Source organism: Halomonas sp., assembly GCF_033549285.1.
In the GTDB taxonomy this organism is placed as follows: Bacteria; Pseudomonadota; Gammaproteobacteria; order Pseudomonadales; family Halomonadaceae; genus Halomonas.
In genome coordinates, this window is sequence record NZ_JAWSUJ010000010.1 from 1 (window position 1) to 24,253 (window position 24,253).

Consider the following 24,253-nt stretch of genomic DNA (forward strand, 5'->3'; position numbering starts at 1 on the left):
GACATGTTGCAGGGGCTCATCGGCCTGCATCCCATCGGCCGCCTGGGTCGCCCGGAGGAGATCGCCAACGCCTTCCTGTTCCTGGCCAGCGACGAGGCCAGCTTCGTCACCGGGGCCCACCTGCTGGTCGATGGTGGCTTTACCGCCGGCAAGTCCTGACGTGCTAGCCGGCGCCGCTCCCGCTCGGTGACCGTTCGGTTGCCTCGCGGCGGGTGGCGAGGCGGGCCTGTCGGATCAGCCACAGGCCGACCAGGGCGATGCCCGCGAGCACGGCGAAGACCGGGGTGTAGCGGCCGAACAGGCCATGCAGCACCGTGAACAGGGGCAGGCCGAGCAGCACGCCGCCATAGGTGAAGACCAGGCAGCCGCCGGCAGCATCGGCGATGCGATCGGCCGGCGCCAGCTGGGTGATCTCGGCCATGAAGACGCCGTTCCAGCCCAGCGAGGAGAGGCTCAGCAGGCACAGCAGGCCGGTGACGAGGGACTTTGGCCAGGCCGGCGTCATGGTGGCCACCAGCAGGGCGCCGAGCGCGGTGGTGCAGGCGATCACGGCGAGGGTGGTCAGTCGGTCGCCCAGCAGGTCGCCGACCCAGCCCCAGCCGATGCGCCCGACGATCCCGACGACCTGCACGCCGGACATCACCAGCCCCGCCTCGACCAGGCCGAAGGCCAGGTCCTCCACCAGCAGCGCCACGGTAAAGGCCGAGACCGACAGCTGGATCGCCGAGAAGCAGAGGCTGAGCAGCGCCACGTGGCGCAGCGAACGCTGGTGCCAGACGACGGCGAGCCCGGCGAAGGGTGTGGCCAGCCAGGGGGTGCGGGGGTCGCGCCGGTCGTCCCAGCGCGGCCGGGCGAGTTGCAGGGCGGCGATGCCGGCCAGGGCGAGGCCGGTGAGCACCAGCAGCCCCGCCTGCCAGCCGATCACCAGCGCCAGGGCGGGAGCGCTGGCGCCGGCGATCACCCCGCCCAGGGGCACACCGGACTGCTTGAGCGAGAAGATCAGCCCGCGTCGCCCGGGCGGGGTGAAGCGCACCAGCAGCAGCGAGGCCGAGGGGTTGGTCAGGCCATAGCCGAGGCCGGCCACCAGCGAGGCGACGGCGAAGCTCGGCAGGGTGGGGATGGCCAGCAGCCCGGCGCCGCCGCCCAGCAGGGCCAGCGAGAGCTGGCTGGTGCGGCAGGGGCCCAGCCGCCGGGTCAGGGGGCCGCCCACCAGCGACGTCAGCATGGCGCCGGCGAAGATCAGGCTGACCTGCAGGCCCACCGTGGCCGAGGAGACCCCCAGGGCCCTGGCCACCTCCGGCGCGATGGCGGCGGGAAACAGCGCCACCAGCGAGGAGAAGGCCAGCACCAGGGTGGTGGCGAGCAGGACGACCGGCACGGCGGCTCAGGCCACCCGGTTCCGGGGCACCTGCCGCAGGTGGCTGGCGGTCTGCCCCCCGGGCAGGGCGGCGATGGCATCGGCCGCCGCCAGCAGCCGCGACAGGTCGATCCCGCTGTAGACCTGGCCGCCGTTGAGGGCGTAGACGAGGTCTTCCGTGGCCGTGTTGCCGGTGGCGCCGGGGGCGAAGGGGCAGCCGCCCAGCCCGGCGCAGGCGGTGTCCACCGTGGTGGCGCCGTGGTGGATGGCGAACAGCGCGTTGGCCACGCCCATGCCGTAGGTATCGTGGCCATGGAAGGCCCAGGTCAGCCGCGGCCCCTGGTGTCGCGCAACCAGCTGGCGGAAGTGCTCGGCCACCCGGTAGGGCGTGGCGCGCCCGGTGGTGTCGCACAGCGCGACCTCCAGGTGGAGGTCCCCGCACAGGGCACGGGCCCGGGAGAGGACGTCGTCGATCTGGTGCCAGGCGATGGTGCCCTCGTAGGGGCAGTCGAAGCTGGTGCCCAGGTCGAGGCGCAGGCAGGCGTTGCCGTCGCGCTTGAGCAGCTCGACGATGCGGGCGAGCTCCTCGAGGGACTGGGCCACGCTGCGTCGCACGTTGGCCTGGTTGTGGGCCTCGGAGACCGAGACCACGAAGACCAGCTCGCGGATGCCCTGGCCCATTGCCAGCTCCGCACCCCTGAGGTTGGGCACCAGGGCCGAGAAGCGCATGGCGGCCCGGTCGGCAAAGGCGGCGACCAGCGCCCCGGTATCGGCCATCTGCGGGATGGCCCGGGGGCTGACGAAGGAGCCGATCTCCATGCGCGTGACGCCGGCCTCGATCAGCAGCTGGATGCAGCGGATCTTCTCGTCGGTGGGCAGCGGCTCGCGGATCGACTGGAAACCGTCGCGCGGGGCGACCTCGACGATGTCGACCCGTTCGGGGGGCGTAAGTAGGGTCATGGCAGCGATCTCGTCGTTCATGATGGGGAGGAGAGGTAGTTGATCACCCCGCCGGCGGCGAGGATCGCCTGCTGGCGGGGGCTGAGCTCATGGACCAGGGCCAGGGGGCTGCCGTCGTCCAGGGTCGCGGTGACCGCGCGGCCGGCGGCGAGCTGCTCGCGCCAGCCCTCGATACGCACCCGGGTGCCCCGGGTCAGCCGCGCCCGGTCGGCCGGGTCGGCCAGGGTCAGCGGCAGCACGCCGAAGCAGGGCAGGTTCTGCCAGTGGATACGGGCGATGCTCTCGGCGATCACCAGCTCAAGGCCCAGCAGGCGCGGCACCAGGGCGGCATTCTCGCGGCTCGAGCCCTGGCCATAGTTGGCGCCGCCGACGATCGCGTGGCCGGCCTCGCCCTGCTCGCGGGCGCGGCCGACGTAGTCGGGGTCGAGGGCCTCGAAGAGGTGCTCCGCCGAGGCGTGGACATTGCTCCATAGCGGCAGTACCCGTGCGCCGGCGGGCATGATGTCGTCGGTGGAGACGTTGTCGCCCACCGCCAGCAGCACGGGAACCTCCAGGGTCTCCGGCAGCGGCGCGATCAGCGGCAGTGGCGGGGTGTTGTCGGTGGCCAGAAGCTCGACGCCGCGGGCCTGGTCGGCGGGCAAGGGCGGCAGGAACCAGGCATCGTCGAGGGCCATGTCGGCGGGCTCGCGAGGCCGCGGGCAGGGCATGTCGAGGGTGCGCGGGTCGGTGATCACGCCCCTGAGCGCCGAGGCGGCGGCGGTCTCGGGACTGCACAGGAAGACGCTGTCCTCGCGGGTGCCGGAGCGCCCGGGGAAGTTGCGCGGCACGGTGCGCAGGCTGTTGCGACCCGCCGCCGGGGCCTGGCCCATGCCGATGCAGCCGTTGCAGCCGGGCTGGTGCAGGCGGGCCCCGGCGGCGACCAGGGCGCCCAGGTGGCCCTCGTCGATCAGCGCGGCGAGGATCCGCCGGGTCGAGGGATTGATGTCCAGGGAGACATTGCCGGCCACGTTCTTGCCCTTGACGATCTCGGCGACCACCGCGATGTCGCGATAGCCGGGATTGCCCGAGGAGCCGATATAGGCCTGGTAGAGTGGTTGCCCCGCGACCTCGGCCACCGCCACCACCCGGTCGGGGCTGGAGGGCAGGGCGATCAATGGCTCGAGACGCGAGAGGTCGAGGCGCTCGGTGCGATCGAAGCGACAGCCCGGGTCGGCGGCGAGCGAGCGCCAGTCGGCCTCCCGGCCCCGTGAGCGCAGGAAGTCGCGGGTCACCTCATCGCTGGGGAAGACGCTCGCCGTGGCGCCCATCTCGGTGCCCATGTTGGCCAGCACGTGGCGGTCCATGGCGTCGAGCGTGGCCAGGCCCGGGCCGTGGTACTCGAGGATGCAGTTCTTCGCCCCGGCGACCCCGTGGCGGCGCAGCAGTTCGAGGATCACATCCTTGGCGCTCACCCAGTCGGGCAGCTTGCCCTCCAGGCGCACGCCGACGATCTCCGGCATCGGCAGGTAGAGCGGCTGGCCGGCCATGGCCATGGCCACCTCGATGCCGCCGGCACCGATGGCCAGCATGCCCAGCGCCCCGGCCGCGGTGGTGTGGCTGTCGCAGCCCACCAGGCTATGGCCGGGAACACCGAAGCGCTCCATGTGCACCGGGTGGCTGATGCCGTTGCCCGGACCGCTGTACCAGACGCCGAGGCGCTCGCAGGCGCTCTTCAGGAAGAGGTGGGAGTCGGCGTTGATGTTGTCCTGCTGGATCAGGGTGTGGTCGATGTACTGCACGCTGGGCGAGGTGTGCACCCGCTCGAGGCCCATGGCGTCGAGCTCGAGCATCACCAGGGTGCCGAGGATGTCCTGCAGCAGGGCCTGGTCCATGTGCAGGGCGATCTCGTGGCCGGGCACCATCTCGCCGCCCACCAGGTGGTCGCGGATCAGCTTATGGCTCAGGGTGTCAGCCATCGGAGGTCACCTCCTCGTCGTGGCCTTGGCGCAGGCGCAACAGGGCGCAGCCGGCGTCGATCAGGAACTGCAGGCCCAGGGCGGCGAAGCCGATGGGCAGCAGCGCATAGGGGTAGACCATGGGGGTGCCCAGCGAGCTGGAGACCCGTTCGCCGTACTCCAGCGCCTGCAGGGCCATGATGCCGCCGCGCCATGCCAGGATGGCGCAGAAGGCGACCCCCAGCAGTCCGGTGGCCAGGTCGATGGCACCGCGCAGGCGCCACGGCAGCTTGTCCTTGAAGTAGGTGATGCGAATATGGGCGTCGTGGCGCTGCGCCTCGGCGGCGCCGATCACGGCCAGGTAGACCAGCAGGAAGGAGTTGATCTCCAGACTCCAGCTGGTCGGGGCCGTGAAGACGTAGCGCATGATGGCGTCGTAGCAGATCGACGCCATCATGAACACCAGCACCGCCATCGACGTCCAGCGCAGGACGGCCAGCAGGCCGTCCCAGCCACGCAGGGCAGTTGCAGTCATGTCGCTCTCCCTCAGGCCTCGCCCAGGGCCAGCGCGATGGCGCGACTGCCGACCTCCTCGCCGACCTCGCCCTTCCAGTGGTCCCAGACGTCCTGGACGCCGGCGTTGAAGGTCTCGAGGTCCTCCTCGGTGGGCTCGACGATCTCCACCCCGGCCTGTTCGACCTGGGGCCAGTACTCGTTGGGGTAGATGTCGTTGTTGCAGTGCTCGATGAAGTTGGCGTCGTACCAGTCGGCGGCCTTCTGCAGCACGGCACGGACGTCGTCGTCGAGGTTGTTCCAGGTGTCGCGCAGCATGAAGGGCGCCACCGAGAAGCCGGTGATGGGCAGCTTGTAGCAGACCTTGAGCTGCTCCTGGAGGCTGCGGCCGATGACCGTCGAGATGTTGAAGACCCCCGCGTCCACGGTACCCCGTTGCAGCGCCATGTAGGTCTCCGAGGAGGGAATGCGGGTCGCGCCCACGTTGTAGGGCTCGAAGGCCTGGGTGGCCTCGAAGCCGACGATGCGCACCTTCTTGCCGCGCACATCGTCGAGGCGACGGATCGGGCTCGCCTCGGTGCTCCACAGGTACTCCGGCTCGAGGATGCCGCCCCCGGAGGTAAGCATGTAGAGGTTGTCCTCGGCCAGCACCTCGTTGATCAGCTCCATCAGCGGGCTGCCCTGGCGCAGGCGCTCCGGGTGGCGGTAGAGCTCGCCGACCACCCCCGGCAGGCCGGTGACGCCGAGGATCGGGATCGACCGGGTGACGTAGGAGAAGGTGTGGAACATGAAGTCGATGCTGCGCGCGCGCAGCGCCGGCAGCTGCTCGTCCACCTTGAGCAGCTGGCCGGAGTCGTAGAACTCCACCGAGAGGGCGTCGCCGCCGTTCTCCTTGAGCATCTCCACGAAGCGGTTGGAGCCGTAGGTCAGCGCCTTGTAGGAGTCGGGCAGGTAGGTGACGCCGGTGAGGGTGGTGGCAGCGTGGCTGCGGGGCGCCAGCAGGCTCTGGGTGCCGAACAGGGTGGCGCCGGCGGTGGCGAAGGTGCCGTATTTCAACACTTGGCGACGGGAAAGCGTCATGGTGAATCTCCTGCTTGTTGTTGTGATGGGTCGTTGTGATGGACCGTTGCGACGGTCGGTGGTGACGGTTCACTTCACTTCACTGACGTTGAAACACCGGGCTACATGAGTCCCGGCAACCACAGGCTGAGGCCGGGGAAGAACACGAACAGCATCAGCACGAGGAACTGCACGGCGACGAAGGGCAGGGCACTCCTGATGATCTCCTCAACAGAGAGCTCGGGGCATACCCCGCGCAGCGCGTAGAGATTGAGGCCCACCGGCGGGGTGACCACGGCGATCTCCAGGTTGAGCACCATGACGATGCCGAACCACAGCGGGTCATAGCCCAGGGCGGTGATCAGTGGCAGCAGCACCGGGGTGGTCACCACGATCAGCGATACGGCGTCGACGATCATGCCGAGCAGGATCAGCAGCAGCATCACCGCCACCAGGATCGCCCAGGCGGGCAGGCCGGTGGCGGTGAGGGCCTCGGTGAGCAGCTGCGGAACCCGCACCATGTTGAGGTAGTCGCCGAAGATCTTGGCGCAGCCGATGATCAACAGGATGGCGCCGCTGATCCGGGCGGTGGTGGCGAGTATCTCCAGGAACTTCTTCCAGCTGAGGCTGCGAAACACCAGCGTGGCGATCAGGAAGGCCCCGGCGGCGCCGATGCCGGCCGCCTCGCTGGGGGTGGCGAGGCCCGAGTAGATGGAGCCCAGCACCGCCACCACCAGCAGGCCGGCGTGCCAGATATTGGCCAGGCTCGCCCAGCGCTGGCGCCAGGTGAAGCGCTCCTCGCTGGCCGGGGCCTCGGCCGGGTTGAGGCGCACGCGGATGTAGATGAACAGCGACAGGGCCAGTGCCAGCACGATGCCGGGCACGATGCCGCCGATGAAGAGGTCGGCCACCGAGACGCTGGAGACCGCGCCGTAGATGATGAAGGGCACGCTGGGCGGGATCAGCATGGCGAGCGCCCCGGCGCTGACCACCGCGCCCGCCGCCAGCGAGCGGCTGTAGCCGCGTGCCAGCATCTGCGGCACGGCGATGGAGCCCACCGCGGCGACGCCGGCCAGGCTCACGCCGGAGACGGCCCCGAACATCGCCGACGCCCCCACCGAGGAGATCGCCAGGCTGCCGCGCAGCCAGTTGAGCCAGCGCACCGCGGCGGTGAACAGGCTCGAGCCCACCGGGGTGGCGCCCAGGAAGTTACCCATCAGGATGAACAGCGGCAGGGCGATCAGCTCGAAGGCGTTGAGCTGGCCGAAGAGCGACGAGGGCGCGAAGAAGAAGGCCAGCGAGCCGCGGGCCATGTAGAGCCCGACCAGGCCGGAAAGGCCCAGCGCCAGGAAGATCGGGAAGCCGATGGTGATCAGCACCACCAGCACGGCCAGGACGATGACGGGATCCATGGGGGCGGCGTCCTCAGATCACGCCATCGGCGCGCAGGGCGTCGAGGGCCTCGGGTGCCAGGCCCAGCCAGCCGGTGAGCACCTGTTCGGTGTGCTCCCCCAGTGCCGGCCCCACCTCGCGGACGCGGCCCGGGGTGTCGGAGAGCCGCGGGAAGACGTTCTGCATGGGTAGCGGCTGGCCGTGGCGGTCGGGCACCTCGACGATCGACTCCCGGGCCTGGAAGTGCGGGTCATCGAGCATGTCAGGCGCACGGTAGACGAGCCCTGCCGGGACGCCGGCCTCGGCCAGGATATCGACCACCTGCTGGGCATCGTGCTCGCGCGTCCAGGCGGCGACCAGGTCATCGATGGCCGCCTGGTGCTCGCCGCGGGCGCGGTGGGTGGCGAAGTCGGGGTGGTCGGCGAGGCCCGGCTGGCCCATCGCCTCGCAGAGGCGGCGGAACACCGTATCCTGGTTGGCGCCGATGATCACGTCGCGGCCGTCGCGTGCCGGATAGGCGTTCGAGGGGGCGATCTTGGGCAGGAAGCTGCCGCTGCGCTCGCGCACCTTGCCGGCACGGGCGTATTCCGGGACCAGGCTCTCCATCATCGCCAGCACCGACTCGAAGATGCTGCTGTCGACCACCTGGCCGCGGCCGCTGCGGTCGCGCTGGTGCAGGGCCATCATGGTGCCGAGTGCCGCGTGCAGGCCGGCCAGGGTATCGCCCAGCGAGATGCCCACGCGCACCGGCGGGCGGTCCGGGTAGCCGCTCAGGTGGCGCAGGCCGCCCATGGCCTCGCACACCGAGGCGAAGCCGGCCCGCGAGGCATAGGGGCCATCCTGGCCGAAGCCGGTGACGCGCACCATCACCAGGCCCGGGTTGTGGCGGGAAAGTTCATCGTAGCCGAGCCCCCAGCGCTCCATGGTGCCGGGGCGGAAGTTCTCGATGATGACGTCGGCCTGGCTGGCCAGCTCGCGCAGCAACTCCTGGCCGCGGGGCTGTCGCAGGTCCAGGGTCAGCGACTGCTTGTTGCGGCCGATGACGTTCCACCACAGCGGCTCGCCGGTGTCGCGGTCGGCCTCGCCCCACTGGCGCATGGCGTCGCCCTTGCCGGGCGGCTCGAGCTTGATCACCTGGGCGCCGAAGTCGGCCAGTACCTGGCCACAGTAGGGGCCGGCGATCAGCTGGCCAAGCTCGAGGACCTTGATGTCGCTGAGGGGTGTCGGGGATTGGGTATCGTGCGGCGTCATTGTTGTTGTGGTGCCTCGTGAGTGTCAGTGGGAGGAGGCTCCCGGCGGGGCGCCGTCGGGGACGTCGGTTGACCGGACATGCAGGGCCTGGGCGGCCAGCAGGTGGGCGCGCATCACGTGTTCGGCCCACTCGGGGCTGCCGGCGACGATGGCCTCGAGGATCTCGCGGTGGTGACGCATGCTGCGGCGCAGGTTGGTGAGGTCGTAGTTGCCGAAGTTGCGACGAATCACCGAGGTACGCACCACGCTCTCCAGCACGCTGGCCAGGCGCTGGTTGTCGCTGGCCAGCACCAGCTCGCGGTGAAACTCGTGGTTGAGGAGGGCGATCTCGTTGCGCACGCCGGGGTCGGTCTCGACGCGCTCGGTCAGGGCCTCCATGCGCTCGGCCAGTGACTCCAGGCGGTCCAGCCGTACCCGGTCCAGGCGCTCGCTGGCCAGCCGCACCGCCATGGGTTCGAGCACCAGGCGCAGCTCGAAGACCTCGCGGGCGTCCTTGTCGGTCCAGGCGACCACCCGGGCGCCATGGTGGGGGATCGCCTCCAGCCAGCCCTCGGAGACCAGCTCGCGCAGCGCCTCGCGCACCGGCGTGCGGCTCACTTCGAGCTCGCGGGCCACGCTCGTCTCGCGGATGTAGTCGTGGGGCCGGTAACTGCCGTCGAGGATGCGCTGCTTGATCGCCTCGTGAACCTGGGCGGTGGCCGTTCTCGCGACGGGGGCATCGAGGTGTCGGGTCGTGCTCACGGCGGATGTCCTGGATTGCATGCAATCTGCAAGATAGGAGAGAAACGGGGTGCCGTATCACTAGACTTTAGACTAGAGTTGCATGCAATTGGAGGGCGAGCCTTGATCTGGCGTGGCGAGCGGAGGAGGGAAGAGGGGGCTCCGAGGGGCGCTACCTTCTTGCCGCCTGAACCGGCCGAAACGAGAAACGGCCACCGGCACGATTCGCCAAGTGACCGTTTCTACAGGGCTTTCTGGTGCCGCAAAGAGGAGTCGAACCTCCGACCTACGCATTACGAGTGCGTTGCTCTACCGGCTGAGCTATTGCGGCGCAGGGGCATGGTAGCGCCGCTCAGGGCCCGATGCCAGGCGTCAGCGGCGCAGCCGGGTCAGCCCCTCCTGGGCGCTGGAGGCGACCAGACGGCCCTGGCGGTCGTAGATGCTGCCGCGGGCGAAGCCCCGTGCGCCGCCGGCCCAGGGGCTGTCCATGTCGTAGAGCAGCCAGTCGTCGACCCTGACGTCATGGTGGAACCAGAGGGCGTGGTCGAGGCTGGCGATCTGCAGCTGCGGGTCGCGGAAGTCGATGCCGTGGGGCACCAGGGCGGTGGTCAGCAGGTTGAAGTCGGAGCTGTAGGCGAGCAGGTAGCGGTGCAGCGCCTGGTCATCGGGCAGCTCGCCGACCAGCCGGAACCAGAGGCGCTTGCGTGCCGGTCGGCCCGCCTCGGCCTCGTCGCCCAGGTGCAGGAACTCGATGGGATGGCCAGGGAAGCGCTCGATGCGGGCATCGCCGTTTGCCAGCGCTTCGGGCGGGGCGACCTCGGGCATGGCGGGCTGGTGGGCGATGCTCTGTTCCTCGCCGTGGAAGGAGGCGCTGCAGAAGAAGATCGGCCGCCCCTTCTGGATGGCCGTGACCCGGCGGGTGGTGAAGCTGCCGCCATCGCGCACTGCATCGACCTGGTAGACCACCGGGCGGTGCGGGTCCCCGGGGCGCAGGAAGTAGCCATGCAGGGAGTGGGCCCGTCGCGCCGGGTCGACGGTCTGGCTGGCCGCCGAGAGCGCCTGGCCCAGCACCTGCCCGCCGAACAGCTGGGGCAGGCCCAGGTCCTGGCTGCGGCCGCGGAACAGGTTCTCCTCCAGGGCCTCCAGGCCGAGCAGGTCCACCAGGGCGTTCAGGGCATCGGGCTTCATCGGTCTCCTCCGGGGCGATGGCGTGCCGGCCATCGGTATCATACGATCGTCTGAATGCCATCCAGTCTACGGGAGTTCACGACAGTGCGCAGCGACGAGTTCTACATGCACCGAGCGCTGGACGAGGCCCGGCGGGGACTGTCCGCCGGCGAGGTACCGGTGGGCGCCGTGGTGGTGGACGCCGCGGGCGAGATCGTCGGCGCGGGGTTCAACGCCCCGGTGGGGGAGCACGACCCCAGCGCCCATGCCGAGATCCGTGCCCTGCGCGATGCCGGCGAGCGGCTCGGCAACTACCGGCTGGACGGCTGCACCCTCTACGTGACCCTGGAACCCTGCCTGATGTGCACCGGGGCGATCATCCATGCCCGCCTGGCGAGGGTGGTCTATGGCGCCGCCGAGCCGCGCAGCGGCATGGCGGAGTCGAAGGCCAACCTCTTCGCCCAGCCCTGGTACAACCACCGGGTGACGGTGGAGGGCGGGGTGCTGGCCGCCCGCGCCGCCCGCCTGCTGCGGGACTTCTTCGCCGCGCGCCGCGAGGGCCTGGAAAACGACTGAGGCCGGCGCGCTTGGCTAGAGGACGGGTGGCACCTGCTCGAAGAGGGCGTTCTCCTCCTCGTCGGGCAGGCGTGCATTGAGTTCGTGAAACTGCTCCTGGCTGCGGTCCAGGTAGGCCAGGATCTCGTAGTAGCGGCGGATGTTGCGCACATAGATCACCGGCTCGCCGCCGCGGGCATAGCCGTGGCGGGTCTGGCTGTGCCACTCGCGCTCCTGGAGCAGCGGCAGGGCCTCGCGCACGTCGCGCCACAGGTCGGGGTCGCCGCCGCGCTGCTCGGCGATCCTGCGGGCATCGTAGAGATGGCCGAGGCCGACGTTGTAGGCGGCCATGGCCATGAACAGGCGGTCGTCGCCCTGGATCGACTCCGGCAGCCGTTCGATCAGCTGCCGCAGGTAGCGGGCGCCGCCATGGATGCTCTGGGCCGGGTCGAGGCGATTGCCGACGCCGAGATCGCCAGCGGTGGCGTTGGTCAGCATCATCAGCCCGCGCACGCCGGTGGGGGAAGTGGCCCTGGGCTTCCAGTGGGACTCCTGGTAGCCCAGCGCGGCCAGCAGCTTCCAGTCGAAGCGGGTGTTGCGGGCGGCCTCGCGGAACAGCTCGGTATAGCGGGGCAGGCGCTCCCGGGCATGGGCGATGAAGGTCCGGGCGCCCACGTACTCCAGGTAGTCGTCGTGGCCGAAGTAGCTGGCCACCAGGGCGTCGAGCTCGCCGTCGCGGCGCAGGTCATCGAGGAAGCGATTGGCGGCGTTGACCAGTCCCAGCCCCCGTCCGGCGGGGAAGGCCCAGGCCAGGGAGAGCGGCTTGCCGAGGGCAAAGCCATCCTCGACCTCGGGGAAGAACAGCCGGTTGAGGCGGAACTGGTGCTCGAAGATCACCGCGGCATCCAGGGTGCCCCGGGCCACCTGGCCAAGCAGCTCGGCCACTTCCAGTTCGCCGGACTCCTTCCAGCTCAGCCCGGGGTGCTCGGCCTGCAGCTCACGCAGCACCCGGTCGGTGCCGGAGCCGCGCAGGGTGCCGATCTCCAGCCCCTCCAGCTCGGCGATCGTCTCCGGCGGGTGCAGGCTGCGGCGATAGACCAGCAGCGGCTGCAGCAGCATGATCGGCCGGCTGAAGAGCAGGCCGTCCAGGGTCGGGTCCAGGGGCAGGGCGGCGGCGCCCAGGTCGCCTTCCTGGCGCACCGCGTCCAGCACGCCCTGGATATGGTGGTCGGGGTCCAGGGTCAGGCTGACGCCCAGATGGTCGGCGAAGCGCCGCATCAGCTCGTACTCGAAGCCGGTGGGCCCCTGCCGGCCTTCGTAGTAGGTGGTGGGGGTGTTGCGGGTGTGGACGCTGAGGAAGTCGCGCGTCATTACCTCCCTCAGGTGCGGGCCCTCGGGCGTGCCGGAACGCCCGGGCAGCAGCGCCAGCAGGAGGGCACTGCACAGGAGGGCGGTCCCGCGCCACTGGCGCCGGGCAGGGTCGGTCGGGAAAGCGGGCATGTGGGCGACGTGCGGCGATGAGACCCTCAACCTTAACCAGCCCGCGGGCGGCTGTCACCTAAGCCGATTTCTCGCGCCCGGCGCTTTCCAGTATCATGTGCGCTCGTTGCCGCCGGCCGCGGCCCCGAATTCTCCCCCTGTTTCAGAGGCTCCAGGATATGCTCGAACTGCGAGGCGCGCCCGCCCTATCTGCTTTCCGTCATGCCAAGCTGCTGGACGCCCTGCGCGCATCCGTTCCCGAGGTCGAGTCCCTGCACGCCGACCATGTCCACTTCGTCGACCATGACGGCGACCTGGGGGACGATGAGCGGCGCCTGCTGGAGCAGTTGCTCGACTACGGCCCGGTGCGCGAGGAGGAAGGCCGCGCCGAGGGCCAGCTGTTCCTGGTGGTGCCGCGCATCGGCACCCAGTCGCCCTGGTCCTCCAAGGCCACCGACATTGCCCATAACTGCGGGCTGGAGAGGGTGCGGCGCATCGAGCGCGGCGTGGCCTACCGGGTGAAGGTCGCCGGTGCCCTCTCCGAGACCGCCTTCGAGCGGATCCGGGCCGCCCTGCACGACCGCATGACCGAGAGCGTGCTGGCCGACGCCTCCGACGCCGCCCGACTCTTCGCCCACCACGAGCCGGCGCCGCTGGGCAGCGTCGACCTGCTCGAGGGGGGCCGCGAGGCGTTGGTCACCGCCAATGCCGAGCTGGGGCTGGCGCTGGCCGAGGACGAGATCGACTACCTGGTCGAGGCGTTCCGCGACCTGGGCCGCAACCCGACGGACGTCGAGCTGATGATGTTCGCCCAGGCCAACTCCGAGCACTGTCGCCACAAGATCTTCAACGCCGACTGGGTGGTGGACGGCGAGGCGCAGAGCCACTCGCTGTTCCGGATGATCAAGAATACCTTTGATGCCTCGCCCGGTGACATCCTCTCCGCCTACAGCGACAACGCCGCGGTGATCAGGGGCTCCGAGGCCCCGCGCTTCTTCCCGGCGCCGCTCACCGGCAAGGACGGCGAGCGCGCCGTCTATGGCAGCACCCGCGAGCCGATCCAGATCCTGATGAAGGTGGAGACCCACAACCACCCGACGGCCATCGCGCCGCACCCCGGGGCGGCCACCGGCGCCGGCGGCGAGATCCGCGACGAGGGCGCCACCGGCATCGGCGGCAAGCCCAAGGCGGGCCTGACCGGCTTCACCGTCTCCAACCTGCGCATCCCCGAGTTCGTGCAGCCCTGGGAGGCCTTCGACTACGGCAAGCCCGAGCGCATCCAGTCGGCGCTTCAGATCATGCTCGAGGGCCCCATCGGCGGCGCCGCCTTCAACAACGAGTTCGGTCGCCCGAACCTCGCCGGCGTCTTCCGCACCTACGAGCAGGACGCCCTGGGGCACGACGGCATCGAGCGCCGCGGCTACCACAAGCCGATCATGCTCGCCGGTGGCTACGGCAATATCCGCGACGGCCACGTCCAGAAGGGCGAGATCCCGGTGGGCGGCAAGCTGATCGTGATGGGCGGCCCGGCGATGCTGATCGGCCTGGGCGGCGGCGCGGCCTCCTCCATGGCCTCCGGGACTTCCAGCGCCGACCTGGACTTCGCCTCGGTGCAGCGCGGCAACCCGGAGATGGAGCGCCGCGCCCAGGAGGTGATCGACCGCTGCTGGGCGCTGGGCGGCGAGAACCCGATCCGCTTCATCCACGATGTGGGCGCCGGGGGCCTCTCCAACGCCCTGCCGGAACTGGTCAAGGATGGCGAGCGCGGCGGCCTCTTCGAGCTGCGCGCCGTGCCCAACGCCGAGCCGGGCATGAGCCCGCTGGAGATCTGGTGCAACGAGGCCCAGGAGCGCTACGTGCTGGCGGTGGCGCCGGAGGATCTCGCCACCTTCGAGGCGCTGTGCGAGCGCGAGCGCTGTCCCTATGCGGTGGTCGGCGAGGCGACCGAGGCGCATCACCTGGCGGTCACCGACGGCCACTTCGCGAGCCAGCCGGTCGACCTGCCGATGAGCGTGCTGTTCGGCAAGCCGCCGAAGATGCAGCGCGAGTTCCAGCGTCGGGCCAATCCGCTCTCCGGGGTGATGCTCGACAACCTCGATCTGCGCGAGGCCATGGACCGCGTGCTGCGCCTGCCCGCCGTGGCCTCCAAGAGCTTCTTGATCACCATCGGCGACCGCTCCATCACCGGCCAGGTGGCCCGCGACCAGATGGTCGGCCCCTGGCAGGTGCCGGTGGCCGACGTCGCCGTGACCACGGCGAGCTTCGACACCCATGCCGGCGAGGCCATGGCCATGGGCGAGCGGCCGCCGGTGGCGCTGATCGACCCCGCGGCCAGCGCCCGCCTGGCGGTGGCCGAAACCATCACCAACCTGGCCGCCGCGCCCATCGACAAGCTCGGCGACATCAAGCTCTCCGCCAACTGGATGAGCGCCGCCGACCACCCGGGCGAGAACCAGGCGCTGTATGACGCCGTCCACGCGGTGGGCATGGAGCTCTGTCCGGCGCTGGGCATCGCCATCCCGGTGGGCAAGGACTCGATGTCCATGCGCACCGCCTGGCAGGAGCAGAGCGGCGAGGATGACGGCCAGGTCGAGGCGAAGAGCGTCACCTCGCCGCTGTCGCTCTCCGTGACTGGCTTCGCACCGGTCAGCGACGCCATGCGGACCCTGACACCGCAGATCAACCTGGAGCAGGACGAGTCCGACCTGCTGCTGATCGACCTGGGCGGCGGCCGGAACCGCCTCGGCGGCTCGGCCCTGGCGCAGGTCTATGGCCAGGTGGGCAACGAGTGCCCGGACCTGGACGACCCCGAGGACCTCAAGGCGTTCTTCGCGGTGATCCAGGGGCTCAACGCCGAGGGCACGCTGCTGGCCTACCACGACCGCAGCGACGGCGGCCTGCTGGTGACCCTGCTGGAGATGGCCTTCGCCGCCCATGCCGGCCTCGAGATCAAGCTCGACTGGCTGATCGACGAGCCCGTCGATGCCTTCAACGCGCTCTTCGCCGAGGAGCTCGGCGCGGTGATCCAGGTGAACCGCCGGCACACCGAGGCGGTGCTGGCCCAGTTCGCCGCCGCCGGCATCGAGACCTGCGGCGTCATCGCCCGGCCGCGCTACGACGACCAGGTGCGGGTGACCCTCTTCGAGGAGCCGCTGCTGGAGACCACCCGGCTGCTGGCCGAGCGCACCTGGGCCGAGACCAGCTACCGCCTGCAGGCGCTGCGCGACAACGCCGACTGCGCCAAGAGCGAGTTCGACGGCCTGCTCGACGGTCGCGACCCGGGGCTCTCTGCCCAGCCGACCTTCGAGGTCGACGAGGATATCGCCGCGCGCTATGTCCAGGCACCCCAGGTGAACACCGCACGGCCCGCGGTGGCCGTGCTGCGCGAGCAGGGGGTCAACGGCCAGCTGGAGATGGCCTGGGCCTTCGATCGGGCCGGCTTCGAAGCGGTGGACGTGCACATGAGCGACATCCTGGAAGGGCGGGTGTCGCTGGAGGCGTTCAAGGGCCTGGTGGCCTGCGGCGGCTTCTCCTACGGCGATGTGCTGGGCGCCGGCGGCGGCTGGGCCAAGTCGGTGCTCTTCAACTCCCGCGCCCGGGAGCAGTTCGCGGCCTTCTTCGAGCGCGACGACAGCTTCTCGCTGGGGGTGTGCAACGGCTGCCAGATGCTTGCCCAGCTCAAGGACCTGATCCCCGGGGCCGAGGCCTGGCCGCGCTTCGTGCGCAACGAGTCCGAGCAGTTCGAGGCCAGGGTCTCCATGGTGCAGGTGGAGGAGAGCCCGTCGATCCTGCTGTCCGGCATGGACGGCTCGCGCCTGCCCATCGCGGTGGCCCACGGCGAGGGCCGCGCCGAGTTCCGCGACAGTGCCCACCTGCGCGGCATCCAGGGCAGCGGCCAGGTCGCCCTGCGCTTCCTGGACAACCACGGCCAGGTGACAACCCGCTACCCGGCCAACCCCAATGGCTCGCCCTCCGGCATCACCGGCCTGACCACGCCCGATGGCCGGGTCACCATCATGATGCCGCACCCCGAGCGGGTGGTGCGCGCGGTGACCAACTCCTGGCGGCCCGCCGAGTGGACCCGCGACGGCGCCTGGATGCGCCTGTTCCGCAACGCGCGTGTCTGGCTGGGCTGATCCCGCGAGGCCCACGGCAGATGACACGAAAGGCGGCCCTCGGGCCGCCTTTCGTCATGTCGGGATCGTGTCGCGTTGCCGGTCAGGCGCGGCGGCGCTCTCCCGAAACGGTGCCGCGATCGAGGCAGTGCTCGCCCAGGATGGCCAGCTCCGCCCGCTTCTGGCGGGCAATGGCCTCGAACTCGTGGCCCAGGGAGGAGGCCGCGCCGAACTCGCCGAGCCGCGCATAGAACTGCCGGGACACGGCGGCATCGGCCATGGCCTGGGACAGGGCGTCCCGCGCCATCATCAGGCTGTCGATCAGGCCCGGTGGTGACACTGACCTCGCCGCCAGGCGCGTGTCCGCCTCGACGTGCGGTGCCTCCAGGCCAAGGCGACGTGCGGCCCGGGCGAGGCCCGACAGGCGCATCTCGCACTCGATGCCCAGGGTCGCCATCAGCCGGCTGGTGGCGCTGCTGAAGGCGAGGAAACGGAAGGCGAGGCCGCGGTAGCGCTCGAGTTCGTCGCGCTCATGGTCGCAAGCGAGGCCCAGGAGCTCCTCGGGCAGCAGGCGGGGGGTGCCGGTTGTTGGAATTGTGTGCATGGCGCTCGCTCCTCTATCGGGAGTTTGGAAAAGGGCCATGCTCAAGCAGGTTAGAGATATTCGACATGACCCCGATCAAGTTTCTGCCAGTCGCGCCCGCGAAGCGTCGATCTCATACGTGGCCTGTCGGCAATGTCGTCGGTTTCCTGACCGACTGGTCGATGATTCGGTAGGCCGGAGTGCCCTCACGTTTCGCCTGTCCCCCTGACGGGCGCGCGACGCCTCGCTAAGATGGCGGTCCCGCTCGCCATCCCGGAACCTGCATGCCTGCCTCCGTTGCTCCCCCATCCTGTGCCGCGCCGCCCTCCCTGCGCCCCTACCAGCAGGAGGCGGTGCGGCGTGTCGTGGCGCATTTTCGCGGCTCCAGCGATCCGGCGGTGGTGGTGCTGCCCACCGGCAGCGGCAAGTCCCTGGTGATCGCCGAACTGGCGCGCCTGGCCCGGGGGCGGGTGCTGGTGCTGGCCCATGTGCGCGAGCTGGTGGAGCAGAACCATGCCAAGTACCTGGCCTATGGCCTTTCGGCCGACATCTTCAGCGCCGGCCTGGGGCGCAAGGAGGCCGGGCGCCAGGTGGTGTTCGGCTCGGTGCAGTCGGTGGTGCGCAACCTCGAGCGCTTCGCCGCGCCGGAGCATCCGCGCGGTCCCTTCACCCTGCTGGTGGTCGACGAGTGCCATCGGGTCTCGCCGGCCGAGGACTCCAGCTACCGCCAGGTGATCGATCGCCTGCGCGCGGCCAACCCGCGGCTCAAGATTCTCGGCCTCACCGCCACGCCCTACCGGCTCGGCCAGGGCTTCATCTACCACCGCCATCACCACGGCATGGTGCGCGGCGAGGCGGAGAGCTTCTTTCAGGAGTGCGTCTTCGAGCAGCCGCTGCGCCTGATGGTCAAGCAGGGCTACCTGGCCGAGCCGCGGCGCATCGATGCGGCGGTGGAGAGATATGATTTTTCGGCGCTCACGCCGGGGACGAGCGGCCTGTTCCGCGAGGAGGAGCTCAACCGGGTGGTGGCGGGCCATCGCGCCACGCCGGGCGTCATCGCCGAGGTGGTGGAGCGTGCCCGGGAACGCCAGGGGGTGATGCTCTTCGCGGCAAGTGTCGCCCATGCCAAGGAGATCCTCGGCTACCTGCCCGCCGGCGAGGCGGCGCTGGTCACCGGCGAGACCCCCTCCATCGAGCGCGAGCGGCTCATCGGCGCCTTCAAGGCCCGCGAGCTCAAGTACCTGGTCAACGTGGCGGTGCTGACCACCGGCTTCGATGCGCCCCACGTGGACCTGATCGCCATCCTGCGCCCCACCGAGTCGGTGAGCCTCTACCAGCAGATCGTCGGCCGTGGCCTGCGCCTCTCGCCGGGCAAGCGCGACTGCCTGGTCCTCGACTATGCCGGCAACCCCTGGGACCTCTATGCCCCGGAGGTGGGCTCGCCCAGGCCCGCCTCCGACAGTGAGCCGGTGCAGGTCGAGTGCCCGGCCTGCGGCCATGCCAACCTCTTCTGGGGCAAGCGTGACGGCGAACTGGTGGTCGAGCACTTCGGCCGGCGCTGCCAGGGGCTGGTTCTTTCTAATCGCGCCCGACCCCGCGCGAAAAGCGTAAATTCAACGTCGACGACGCCGGCGATGGCGCAGTGTTCATTTCGTTTCCGCTTCAAGGTGTGCGGCGAATGCGGCGCCGAGAACGATATCGCCGCCCGGCGCTGTCACGGCTGCGAGACCCTGCTCGTGGACGCCGACGACAAGTTGAAGGAGGCGCTGCGCCTGCGCGATGCCCGAGTGCTGCGCGTGGCCGGCATGCAGCTCGAGGCCACGGTCAACGGCCGCGGCCTGCCGCGATTGAAGGTGACCTACCATGACGAAGACGGTGCCATGCTGTCGGAGTGGTTCGCCCTGGAGACCCCGGCCCAGCGCGCCGCCTTCGCCGCGGCCTTCCTGCGCGAGCACCTGCGCGCCCCGGGCAGCCGCTGGTCGCCGCGCACGCCGGACGAGGTGATCGCCGAACAGCGCCGCCTGCGCCACCCCGACTTCGTGGTGGGTCGCAAGGTGGGGCGCCATTGGCAGATACGCGAGAAGCTTTTCGACTACACCGGGCGTTACCGCAAGGCCGCCGAGGCGGAGTAGGGGACCTGTCGCCGGTAACGTCCTGCGCTCTCCCGGTAGCCCGGTCAGCTGAGTGCCAGAGCTGTCTCCAGCGCCGCGCTCTTGCTAGACTGCCCCGTTGATCCTGCGTCCCCGGAGAGGCACGCCGCGTGAGCGCCACCCCCGATACCGCCAGCCCCGAACAGACCGATGCCGCGGCCGGCCATGCCGAGGTGCTGGGGCGGCTGTTCGACGAGCCGATCACCCAGTTGCCGGAGGATCTCTATATCCCGCCGGAGGCGCTGCGCGTCTTCCTCGAGGCCTTCGAGGGGCCGCTCGACCTGCTGCTCTACCTGATCCGCCGCCAGAACCTGGATATCCTGGCCATCGACGTGGCCGCCATCACCCGCCAGTACATCGAGTACGTGGAGCTGATGAAGGCGATGGAGATCGAGCTGGCCGGCGAGTACCTGCTGATGGCGGCCATGCTGGCCGAGATCAAGTCGCGCACCCTGCTGCCGCGCCCGCCGAAGGAGGGCGGGGACGACGAGGAGGAGGACCCGCGGGCCGAGCTGATCCGCCGGCTGCAGGAGTACGAGCGGCTCAAGTACGCTGCCGAGTCGCTGGCCGAGCTGCCGCGCCTGGGGCGCGACTGGTTCCCGGCCCGGGCGACCCTGCCGGCGCTGGAGGCGCGGGTGATCCACCCCGACGTGGAGCTCGACGAGCTGCTCGGCGCCCTGGCCGGCATCCTGCGCCGCGCCGAGCTCAACCAGGCCCACCAGATCAGCCGCGAGGGGCTCTCGACCCGGGAGCGCATGCTGGCGATCATGGAGCGCCTGGACCACGAGCACTACACCGCCTTCGAGGCGCTGTTCACCCTGGAGGAGGGGCGGGCCGGGGTGATCGTCACCTTCATGGCGATCCTCGAGCTCGCCAAGGAGGCGATGATCGAGATCGTGCAGAATGCCCCGCTCTCGCCGATCCACGTGCGGGCGCGGCTGGACGAGCAGGAGGCCTACGAGCCGGAGGCCCTGGAAGAGGGCGAGGAGGGCGAGAGCCCCTTCGATGATGACCGTCGCGAGAACCAGGACGGGAGCGACCCGGCATGACCGCCATGGAGTTTCCCGATGCCCTGGACGAGATCCTCGAGGCGGCGCTGCTGGCGGCCGGGGAGCCGCTGGGGCTGGAGCGCCTGGAGGGGCTCTTCGACGACCACGAGCGCCCGCCGCGGCGTGCCCTGCGCGAGGCCCTGGCGCGCCTGGGGGGCCGCCACGAACGCGGGGCCATGGAGCTGATCGAGACCGCCTCGGGCTACCAGCTGCGCATCCGCCCGCGCCTCTCGCCCTGGGTGTCGCGGCTCTGGGACGAGCGGCCCCAGCGCTACTCCCGGGCGCTGCTGGAGACCCTGGCACTGATCGCCTATCGCCAGCCGGTGACCCGCGGCGACATCGAGGAGGTGCGGGGCGTCACGGTCAGCGGCTCGATCATGCGCACCCTGCTCGATCGTGGCTGGATTCGCGTGGTGGGCCACCGCGACGTGCCGGGCCGCCCGGCGGTCTATGCCACCACGCGAAGCTTCCTCGACGACTTCGGCCTCAAGACCCTCGACGAACTGCCGCCGATGCACGAGCTCAAGCACTTCGAGGAGCCGACCCTGGAGGAGGAGTCGCCGCCGCCCCAGCACGAGCTGCTGGCCCAGGCGGACGAGGCGGCCGATGGGACGACCGAGGCGGACGAGACAGACGACCAGACGTTGCCCGAGGCGGGCGACGAGGTGGCACAGCAGGCCACCGACCCGACGGCCGGGAGGGCCGACGAGGACGAACACGCCGGGACGGCGTCCGAGCGGGCAGGGCTGAGCTTCGCCGATCTGGAGGCTCGCCTGTCCGAACGTGCCCGGGGCCGCGTCGCCGATGATGCTGCCCCGGGGACGGAATCCACATCCAGTGAGAATGACGACCCATGAGCACTACCACCGAGAAACTGCAGAAGGTCCTGGCACGCGCCGGGCTGGGCTCGCGCCGCGAGATGGAAACCGCCATCGCCGATGGCCGGGTCAAGGTCAACGGCAAGGTGGCGACCCTGGGCGACCGCATCGAGATGCGCGACCGGGTGGCCCTCGACGACCGCCCGGTGACCCTGCGTGGCGCCGAGGAGGTGCCGCGCCGGGTGATCATGTACAACAAGCCCGAGGGTGAGCTGTGCACCCGCAAGGATCCGGAAGGGCGGCGCACGGTCTTCGACCGCCTGCCGCGCCTCAAGGGCGAGCGCTGGATCGCCATCGGCCGCCTGGACATCAACACCAGCGGCCTGCTGCTCTTCACCACCGATGGGGAACTGGCCAACAAGCTGATGCACCCCTCCACCGAGGTGGAGCGCGAGTACGCCGTTCGCGTGATGGGCGAGGTGAAGAAGGAGCAGGTGGTGGCCATGGTCGAGGGCGTGATGCTCGACGACGGGCCGGCGCGCTTCACCGACGTCCAGGAGTTCGGCGGCGAGGGGATCAACACCTGGTTCCACGTGGTGATCATGGAGGGCCGCAACCGCGAGGTGCGTCGGCTATGGGAGTCCCAGGGGCTCACCGTCAGCCGCCTCAAGCGGGTGCGCTACGGCAACATCTTCCTCGACAAGCGCACCAAGGCCGGCGAGTGGGTGGAGCTCTCCCAAGACGAGATCGATGACCTCTCGGCGACGGCCGGCCTGGAAGCACGCAAGGTGCCCGAGCTGACCCCGGACGAGAAGAACCGCTGGAGCCGCGACAAGCACAAGCGCCGCCCGGTGCAGGCCATGCGCAAGCCCAAGGGCCAGCGCGGACGCTGAGCGCGGTTCCGCCTTGCGACCAAAGGCAAAAATCGCTTGCCATCACAGGGGCGGATCAGTAATATCTGCACCCGTTCGGAGGGGTCGTTAGCTCAGTTGGTAGAGCAGTTGGCTTTTAACCAATTGGTCGTAGGTTCGAATCCTACACGACCCACCATCCGAGCCTGTATGCTTGCCTGCAAGCGCCGGGTCGTTAGCTCAGTTGGTAGAGCAGTTGGCTTTTAACCAATTGGTCGTAGGTTCGAATCCTACACGACCCACCAGTTTCACGACAAAGCGCCCTCGCTTCCAGGAAGCGAGGGCGCTTTGCGTATGTGGGATCCCCGTAAGTTCGCTGCCGGGCGTGGCCCGTGCTACTGGTGATCACCTCGCCCTTTGATGATGGCCGCGGGGGCGTTTCCAACGGGATGGGGCCTCTGCGGCTGGCAGCCTCTCGGTTTCAGATGCCGTGCCGATCCACTCGGACTTCGCTTGTCTCAACGGAGTCCGAGAACGGAAAGGACCACCAGAACGATCACGACGGCACCGACGATATAGACGATGTTGTTCATCAAGTAAGTAACCCTCTTTGGCACATGATCCTGTGCCAGGATGCTGCGGGATGGCTCGTGTCATGATGGCGTCGCCGTCCGTGCGACGCGTGGCGCAACTCCCTGTACAGGCAGTTCCCTTGCCTCACCCAGATGGATGATATGCGAATGGCGCCCTGCCATCTGTGCGCTGGCGTACAGTGCGCCTCGCATCCGAAGCCTGGCAAAATGCCCGGTCCTCCACTAGAAGTCGAGAACGTATTGCGATGGCTGCAGGGGGGGATGCAGGCCGGGTTCCGTCCGCCTGCGTTGAAGGGGTTGGGTATTCATCTCGGCCGTGAAGCAGTAATGCCCATTTCGACCATTGCGCTTGGCGTGGTACATGGCCGTGTCGGCGTTGTGCATGAGGGCATCGGCATCGTCGGCATCATCCGGGTAGAGGCTGATGCCGATGCTGAGCGTGATGAGGAGTTCCTGGCCCTGGATGCAGTAGGGCCTGCCGAGGACGGCGAGCAGTTTTTCCGCGACTCGGGTGGCATCCTCGGGTCGCCTGATCTCGGCGAGAAGGATCACGAATTCGTCGCCACCCTGGCGGCAGACGGTGTCGATGTCGCGCATGCACTCCTGAACACGGCTCGCCACCGCCTGGAGCAGGCTGTCCCCCACGGCATGGCCAAACGAATCATTGATGGGCTTGAAGGCGTCAAGGTCGAGATAGAGCAGGGCGACCAGGTGGCGGTGACGTCGGGCCAGGCCAAGGGCGCGGGAGAGTCGTTCGGTCAGCAGGGCGCGGTTGGGCAGGCCGGTGAGCGCATCATGCTGCGCCTGGTGGGCCATCCGCTCCAGCATGACCTGCGACTGGGAGGCATCGTGGAACACGATCACGGCGCCGGTGACGCGACCCTCCCGGTCATGGATGGGCGCCGCGGAATCCTCGATCTCGATCCTGCTGCCATCCTGGCGGACCAGCACGCCATCCAGGGCGAGGCCCACCGCTTTGTTCTCCTCGATGGCGCGCCGCCCGGGGGGGATGGCCGTCCGGTGTGTCTTGCCATCGACGAGGGGTAGCACTCGGGAGAGTGGTGCGCCGATGGCCTCCGGTTGTGACCAGCCTGTGAGGGTCTCGGCCACCCGGTTCATGTAGGTGACCGTGCCGCGGAGATCGATGGTCAGGACGGCATCGCCGATGGCGTCGAGGGCCACCCGCGCCCATCTCTTCTCGGCCTCCAGGGCGGCGGCGAGGCACCGTCTCGAGGTTCTGGTCGCTGTTCGCTCGGAGAGGTACTCCGTTCTCGGCGTGCGACCTTGCCGCAGCGGCTGCTCGGCAGGGAAGGCGGCGGAATCGAGCGGTGTCCAGGCGGTGCCCTGAAGTATCGAGTCGTCCCTCATGCACTCGACTCGGGTGGGTGCATTGGCCATGGGCCGCATGCCCGATGGTGAGGCGAGGGCGACGTGGCCCGCTGGTGCACTTGAGGGAGTGAGACAAGAGACCTGGTCATCAGAAGGGCGTGCATTACCATGAGCCGGTTTCCTGTTCTGCCGATGTCTGATTTCCGCCGGGACGGCGTTGCCTGGCCCGGGCCTTGGTGCGCCTGGCCGATACCCAGCGAGCGTAGTGGCGTGACGGCGTCGCTTCCGTGCGTTAGCGTACATGGCATGGGCCTCCTTTCCTGCGCGACTATTTGGCGGGTGGAGGAGTGCAGCGAGACTCCCGTGATTCAGTGTTTA

Annotated in this window: 19 protein-coding genes and 3 tRNA genes; 9 read left to right on the plus strand and 13 right to left on the minus strand. The window is 69.5% G+C overall.

Translation table 11 applies throughout. From position 1 onward, the window contains the following. A partial coding sequence (locus tag SCI24_RS03750) for an SDR family oxidoreductase (protein ID WP_412928990.1) occupies positions 1–159 on the plus strand: 159 nt, incomplete at its 5' end. 4 nt (positions 160–163) lie between these two features. On the opposite strand, the gene SCI24_RS03755 is transcribed toward SCI24_RS03750, so the two are convergent. The 10 genes from SCI24_RS03755 to SCI24_RS03800 all read right to left on the minus strand — a co-directional run bounded on the left by SCI24_RS03755 (position 164) and on the right by SCI24_RS03800 (position 10,374). Continuing rightward, positions 164–1,378: an MFS transporter gene (locus SCI24_RS03755; RefSeq protein ID WP_318724081.1), complete on the minus strand. Its 1,215-nt coding sequence runs from the start codon at positions 1,376–1,378 to the stop codon at positions 164–166. 6 nt (positions 1,379–1,384) lie between these two features. Further along, on the minus strand, positions 1,385–2,317 hold the full coding sequence (locus SCI24_RS03760) for a hydroxymethylglutaryl-CoA lyase (protein ID WP_318724082.1): 933 nt from the start codon (positions 2,315–2,317) through the stop codon (positions 1,385–1,387). 17 nt (positions 2,318–2,334) lie between these two features. Beyond that, positions 2,335–4,272 carry an aconitate hydratase gene (locus SCI24_RS03765; RefSeq protein WP_318724083.1) on the minus strand — a complete coding sequence of 646 codons (1,938 nt, stop codon included), beginning with the start codon at positions 4,270–4,272 and terminating at the stop codon, positions 2,335–2,337. Next, the gene (locus SCI24_RS03770; RefSeq protein ID WP_318724084.1) at positions 4,265–4,786 is read right to left on the minus strand and encodes a TRAP transporter small permease; all 522 of its coding nucleotides are present in this window, start codon (positions 4,784–4,786) and stop codon (positions 4,265–4,267) included. Before SCI24_RS03770 ends, SCI24_RS03765 begins: the two co-directional genes overlap by 8 nt. An 11-nt stretch (positions 4,787–4,797) precedes the next feature. Continuing rightward, positions 4,798–5,844 (minus strand): TRAP transporter substrate-binding protein DctP, encoded by a 1,047-nt coding sequence (locus SCI24_RS03775; protein WP_318724085.1) that lies wholly within the window; start codon positions 5,842–5,844, stop codon positions 4,798–4,800. A 101-nt stretch (positions 5,845–5,945) separates the two neighbouring features. After that, on the minus strand, positions 5,946–7,235 hold the full coding sequence (locus tag SCI24_RS03780; RefSeq protein ID WP_318724086.1) for a TRAP transporter large permease: 1,290 nt from the start codon (positions 7,233–7,235) through the stop codon (positions 5,946–5,948). A gap of 13 nt (positions 7,236–7,248) precedes the next feature. Then, positions 7,249–8,466, minus strand: coding sequence for a CoA transferase (locus tag SCI24_RS03785; protein WP_318724087.1), 1,218 nt, complete (start codon positions 8,464–8,466; stop codon positions 7,249–7,251). A 24-nt stretch (positions 8,467–8,490) separates the two neighbouring features. After that, positions 8,491–9,207 carry a GntR family transcriptional regulator gene (locus tag SCI24_RS03790; protein WP_318724088.1) on the minus strand — a complete coding sequence of 239 codons (717 nt, stop codon included), beginning with the start codon at positions 9,205–9,207 and terminating at the stop codon, positions 8,491–8,493. 234 nt (positions 9,208–9,441) lie between these two features. Then, positions 9,442–9,517 (minus strand) — tRNA-Thr (locus SCI24_RS03795). Between the two features lie 41 nt (positions 9,518–9,558). Continuing rightward, positions 9,559–10,374: an acyl-CoA thioesterase II gene (locus tag SCI24_RS03800; protein WP_318724089.1), complete on the minus strand. Its 816-nt coding sequence runs from the start codon at positions 10,372–10,374 to the stop codon at positions 9,559–9,561. A gap of 84 nt (positions 10,375–10,458) precedes the next feature. On the opposite strand from SCI24_RS03800, the gene tadA reads away from it, so the two are divergent. Beyond that, positions 10,459–10,929, plus strand: a complete 471-nt coding sequence (gene tadA, locus SCI24_RS03805; protein WP_318724151.1) for a tRNA adenosine(34) deaminase TadA — start codon at positions 10,459–10,461, stop codon at positions 10,927–10,929. Between the two features lie 15 nt (positions 10,930–10,944). Here tadA and mltF read toward each other — a convergent pair whose 3' ends face one another. Beyond that, positions 10,945–12,408, minus strand: coding sequence for a membrane-bound lytic murein transglycosylase MltF (gene mltF, locus SCI24_RS03810; RefSeq protein WP_318724092.1), 1,464 nt, complete (start codon positions 12,406–12,408; stop codon positions 10,945–10,947). A 158-nt stretch (positions 12,409–12,566) separates the two neighbouring features. Between mltF and purL the strand changes: the two genes are divergently transcribed. Then, positions 12,567–16,523 (plus strand): phosphoribosylformylglycinamidine synthase, encoded by a 3,957-nt coding sequence (gene purL, locus SCI24_RS03815; protein WP_318724093.1) that lies wholly within the window; start codon positions 12,567–12,569, stop codon positions 16,521–16,523. Between the two features lie 82 nt (positions 16,524–16,605). Here purL and SCI24_RS03820 read toward each other — a convergent pair whose 3' ends face one another. Then, positions 16,606–17,106 (minus strand): hypothetical protein, encoded by a 501-nt coding sequence (locus SCI24_RS03820; protein ID WP_318724094.1) that lies wholly within the window; start codon positions 17,104–17,106, stop codon positions 16,606–16,608. Positions 17,107–17,369: 263 nt separating this feature from the next. Between SCI24_RS03820 and SCI24_RS03825 the strand changes: the two genes are divergently transcribed. From SCI24_RS03825 to SCI24_RS03850, 6 genes are all read left to right on the plus strand, one after another. Further along, a complete protein-coding gene (locus tag SCI24_RS03825) occupies positions 17,370–19,217 on the plus strand; it encodes a DEAD/DEAH box helicase (RefSeq protein WP_318724096.1) in 1,848 nt (615 codons plus the stop codon). Positions 19,218–19,345: 128 nt separating this feature from the next. Continuing rightward, a complete protein-coding gene (locus SCI24_RS03830; protein WP_412928978.1) occupies positions 19,346–20,284 on the plus strand; it encodes a segregation and condensation protein A in 939 nt (312 codons plus the stop codon). After that, positions 20,281–21,141 (plus strand): SMC-Scp complex subunit ScpB, encoded by an 861-nt coding sequence (gene scpB / locus SCI24_RS03835; RefSeq protein ID WP_318724097.1) that lies wholly within the window; start codon positions 20,281–20,283, stop codon positions 21,139–21,141. The genes SCI24_RS03830 and scpB overlap by 4 nt, the downstream gene beginning before the upstream one ends. Further along, positions 21,138–21,995 carry a 23S rRNA pseudouridine(2605) synthase RluB gene (rluB, locus tag SCI24_RS03840; RefSeq protein ID WP_106230635.1) on the plus strand — a complete coding sequence of 286 codons (858 nt, stop codon included), beginning with the start codon at positions 21,138–21,140 and terminating at the stop codon, positions 21,993–21,995. Before scpB ends, rluB begins: the two co-directional genes overlap by 4 nt. 81 nt (positions 21,996–22,076) lie before the next feature. Continuing rightward, positions 22,077–22,152, plus strand: a tRNA-Lys gene (locus tag SCI24_RS03845). A gap of 30 nt (positions 22,153–22,182) precedes the next feature. Then, a tRNA-Lys gene (locus SCI24_RS03850) sits at positions 22,183–22,258 on the plus strand. Positions 22,259–22,768: 510 nt separating this feature from the next. Here the strand turns inward: SCI24_RS03850 and SCI24_RS03855 are convergent. Further along, complete coding sequence (locus SCI24_RS03855) at positions 22,769–23,914, minus strand: diguanylate cyclase domain-containing protein (RefSeq protein WP_318724099.1); 1,146 nt, start codon at positions 23,912–23,914, stop codon at positions 22,769–22,771. Positions 23,915–24,253 lie beyond the last annotated feature (339 nt).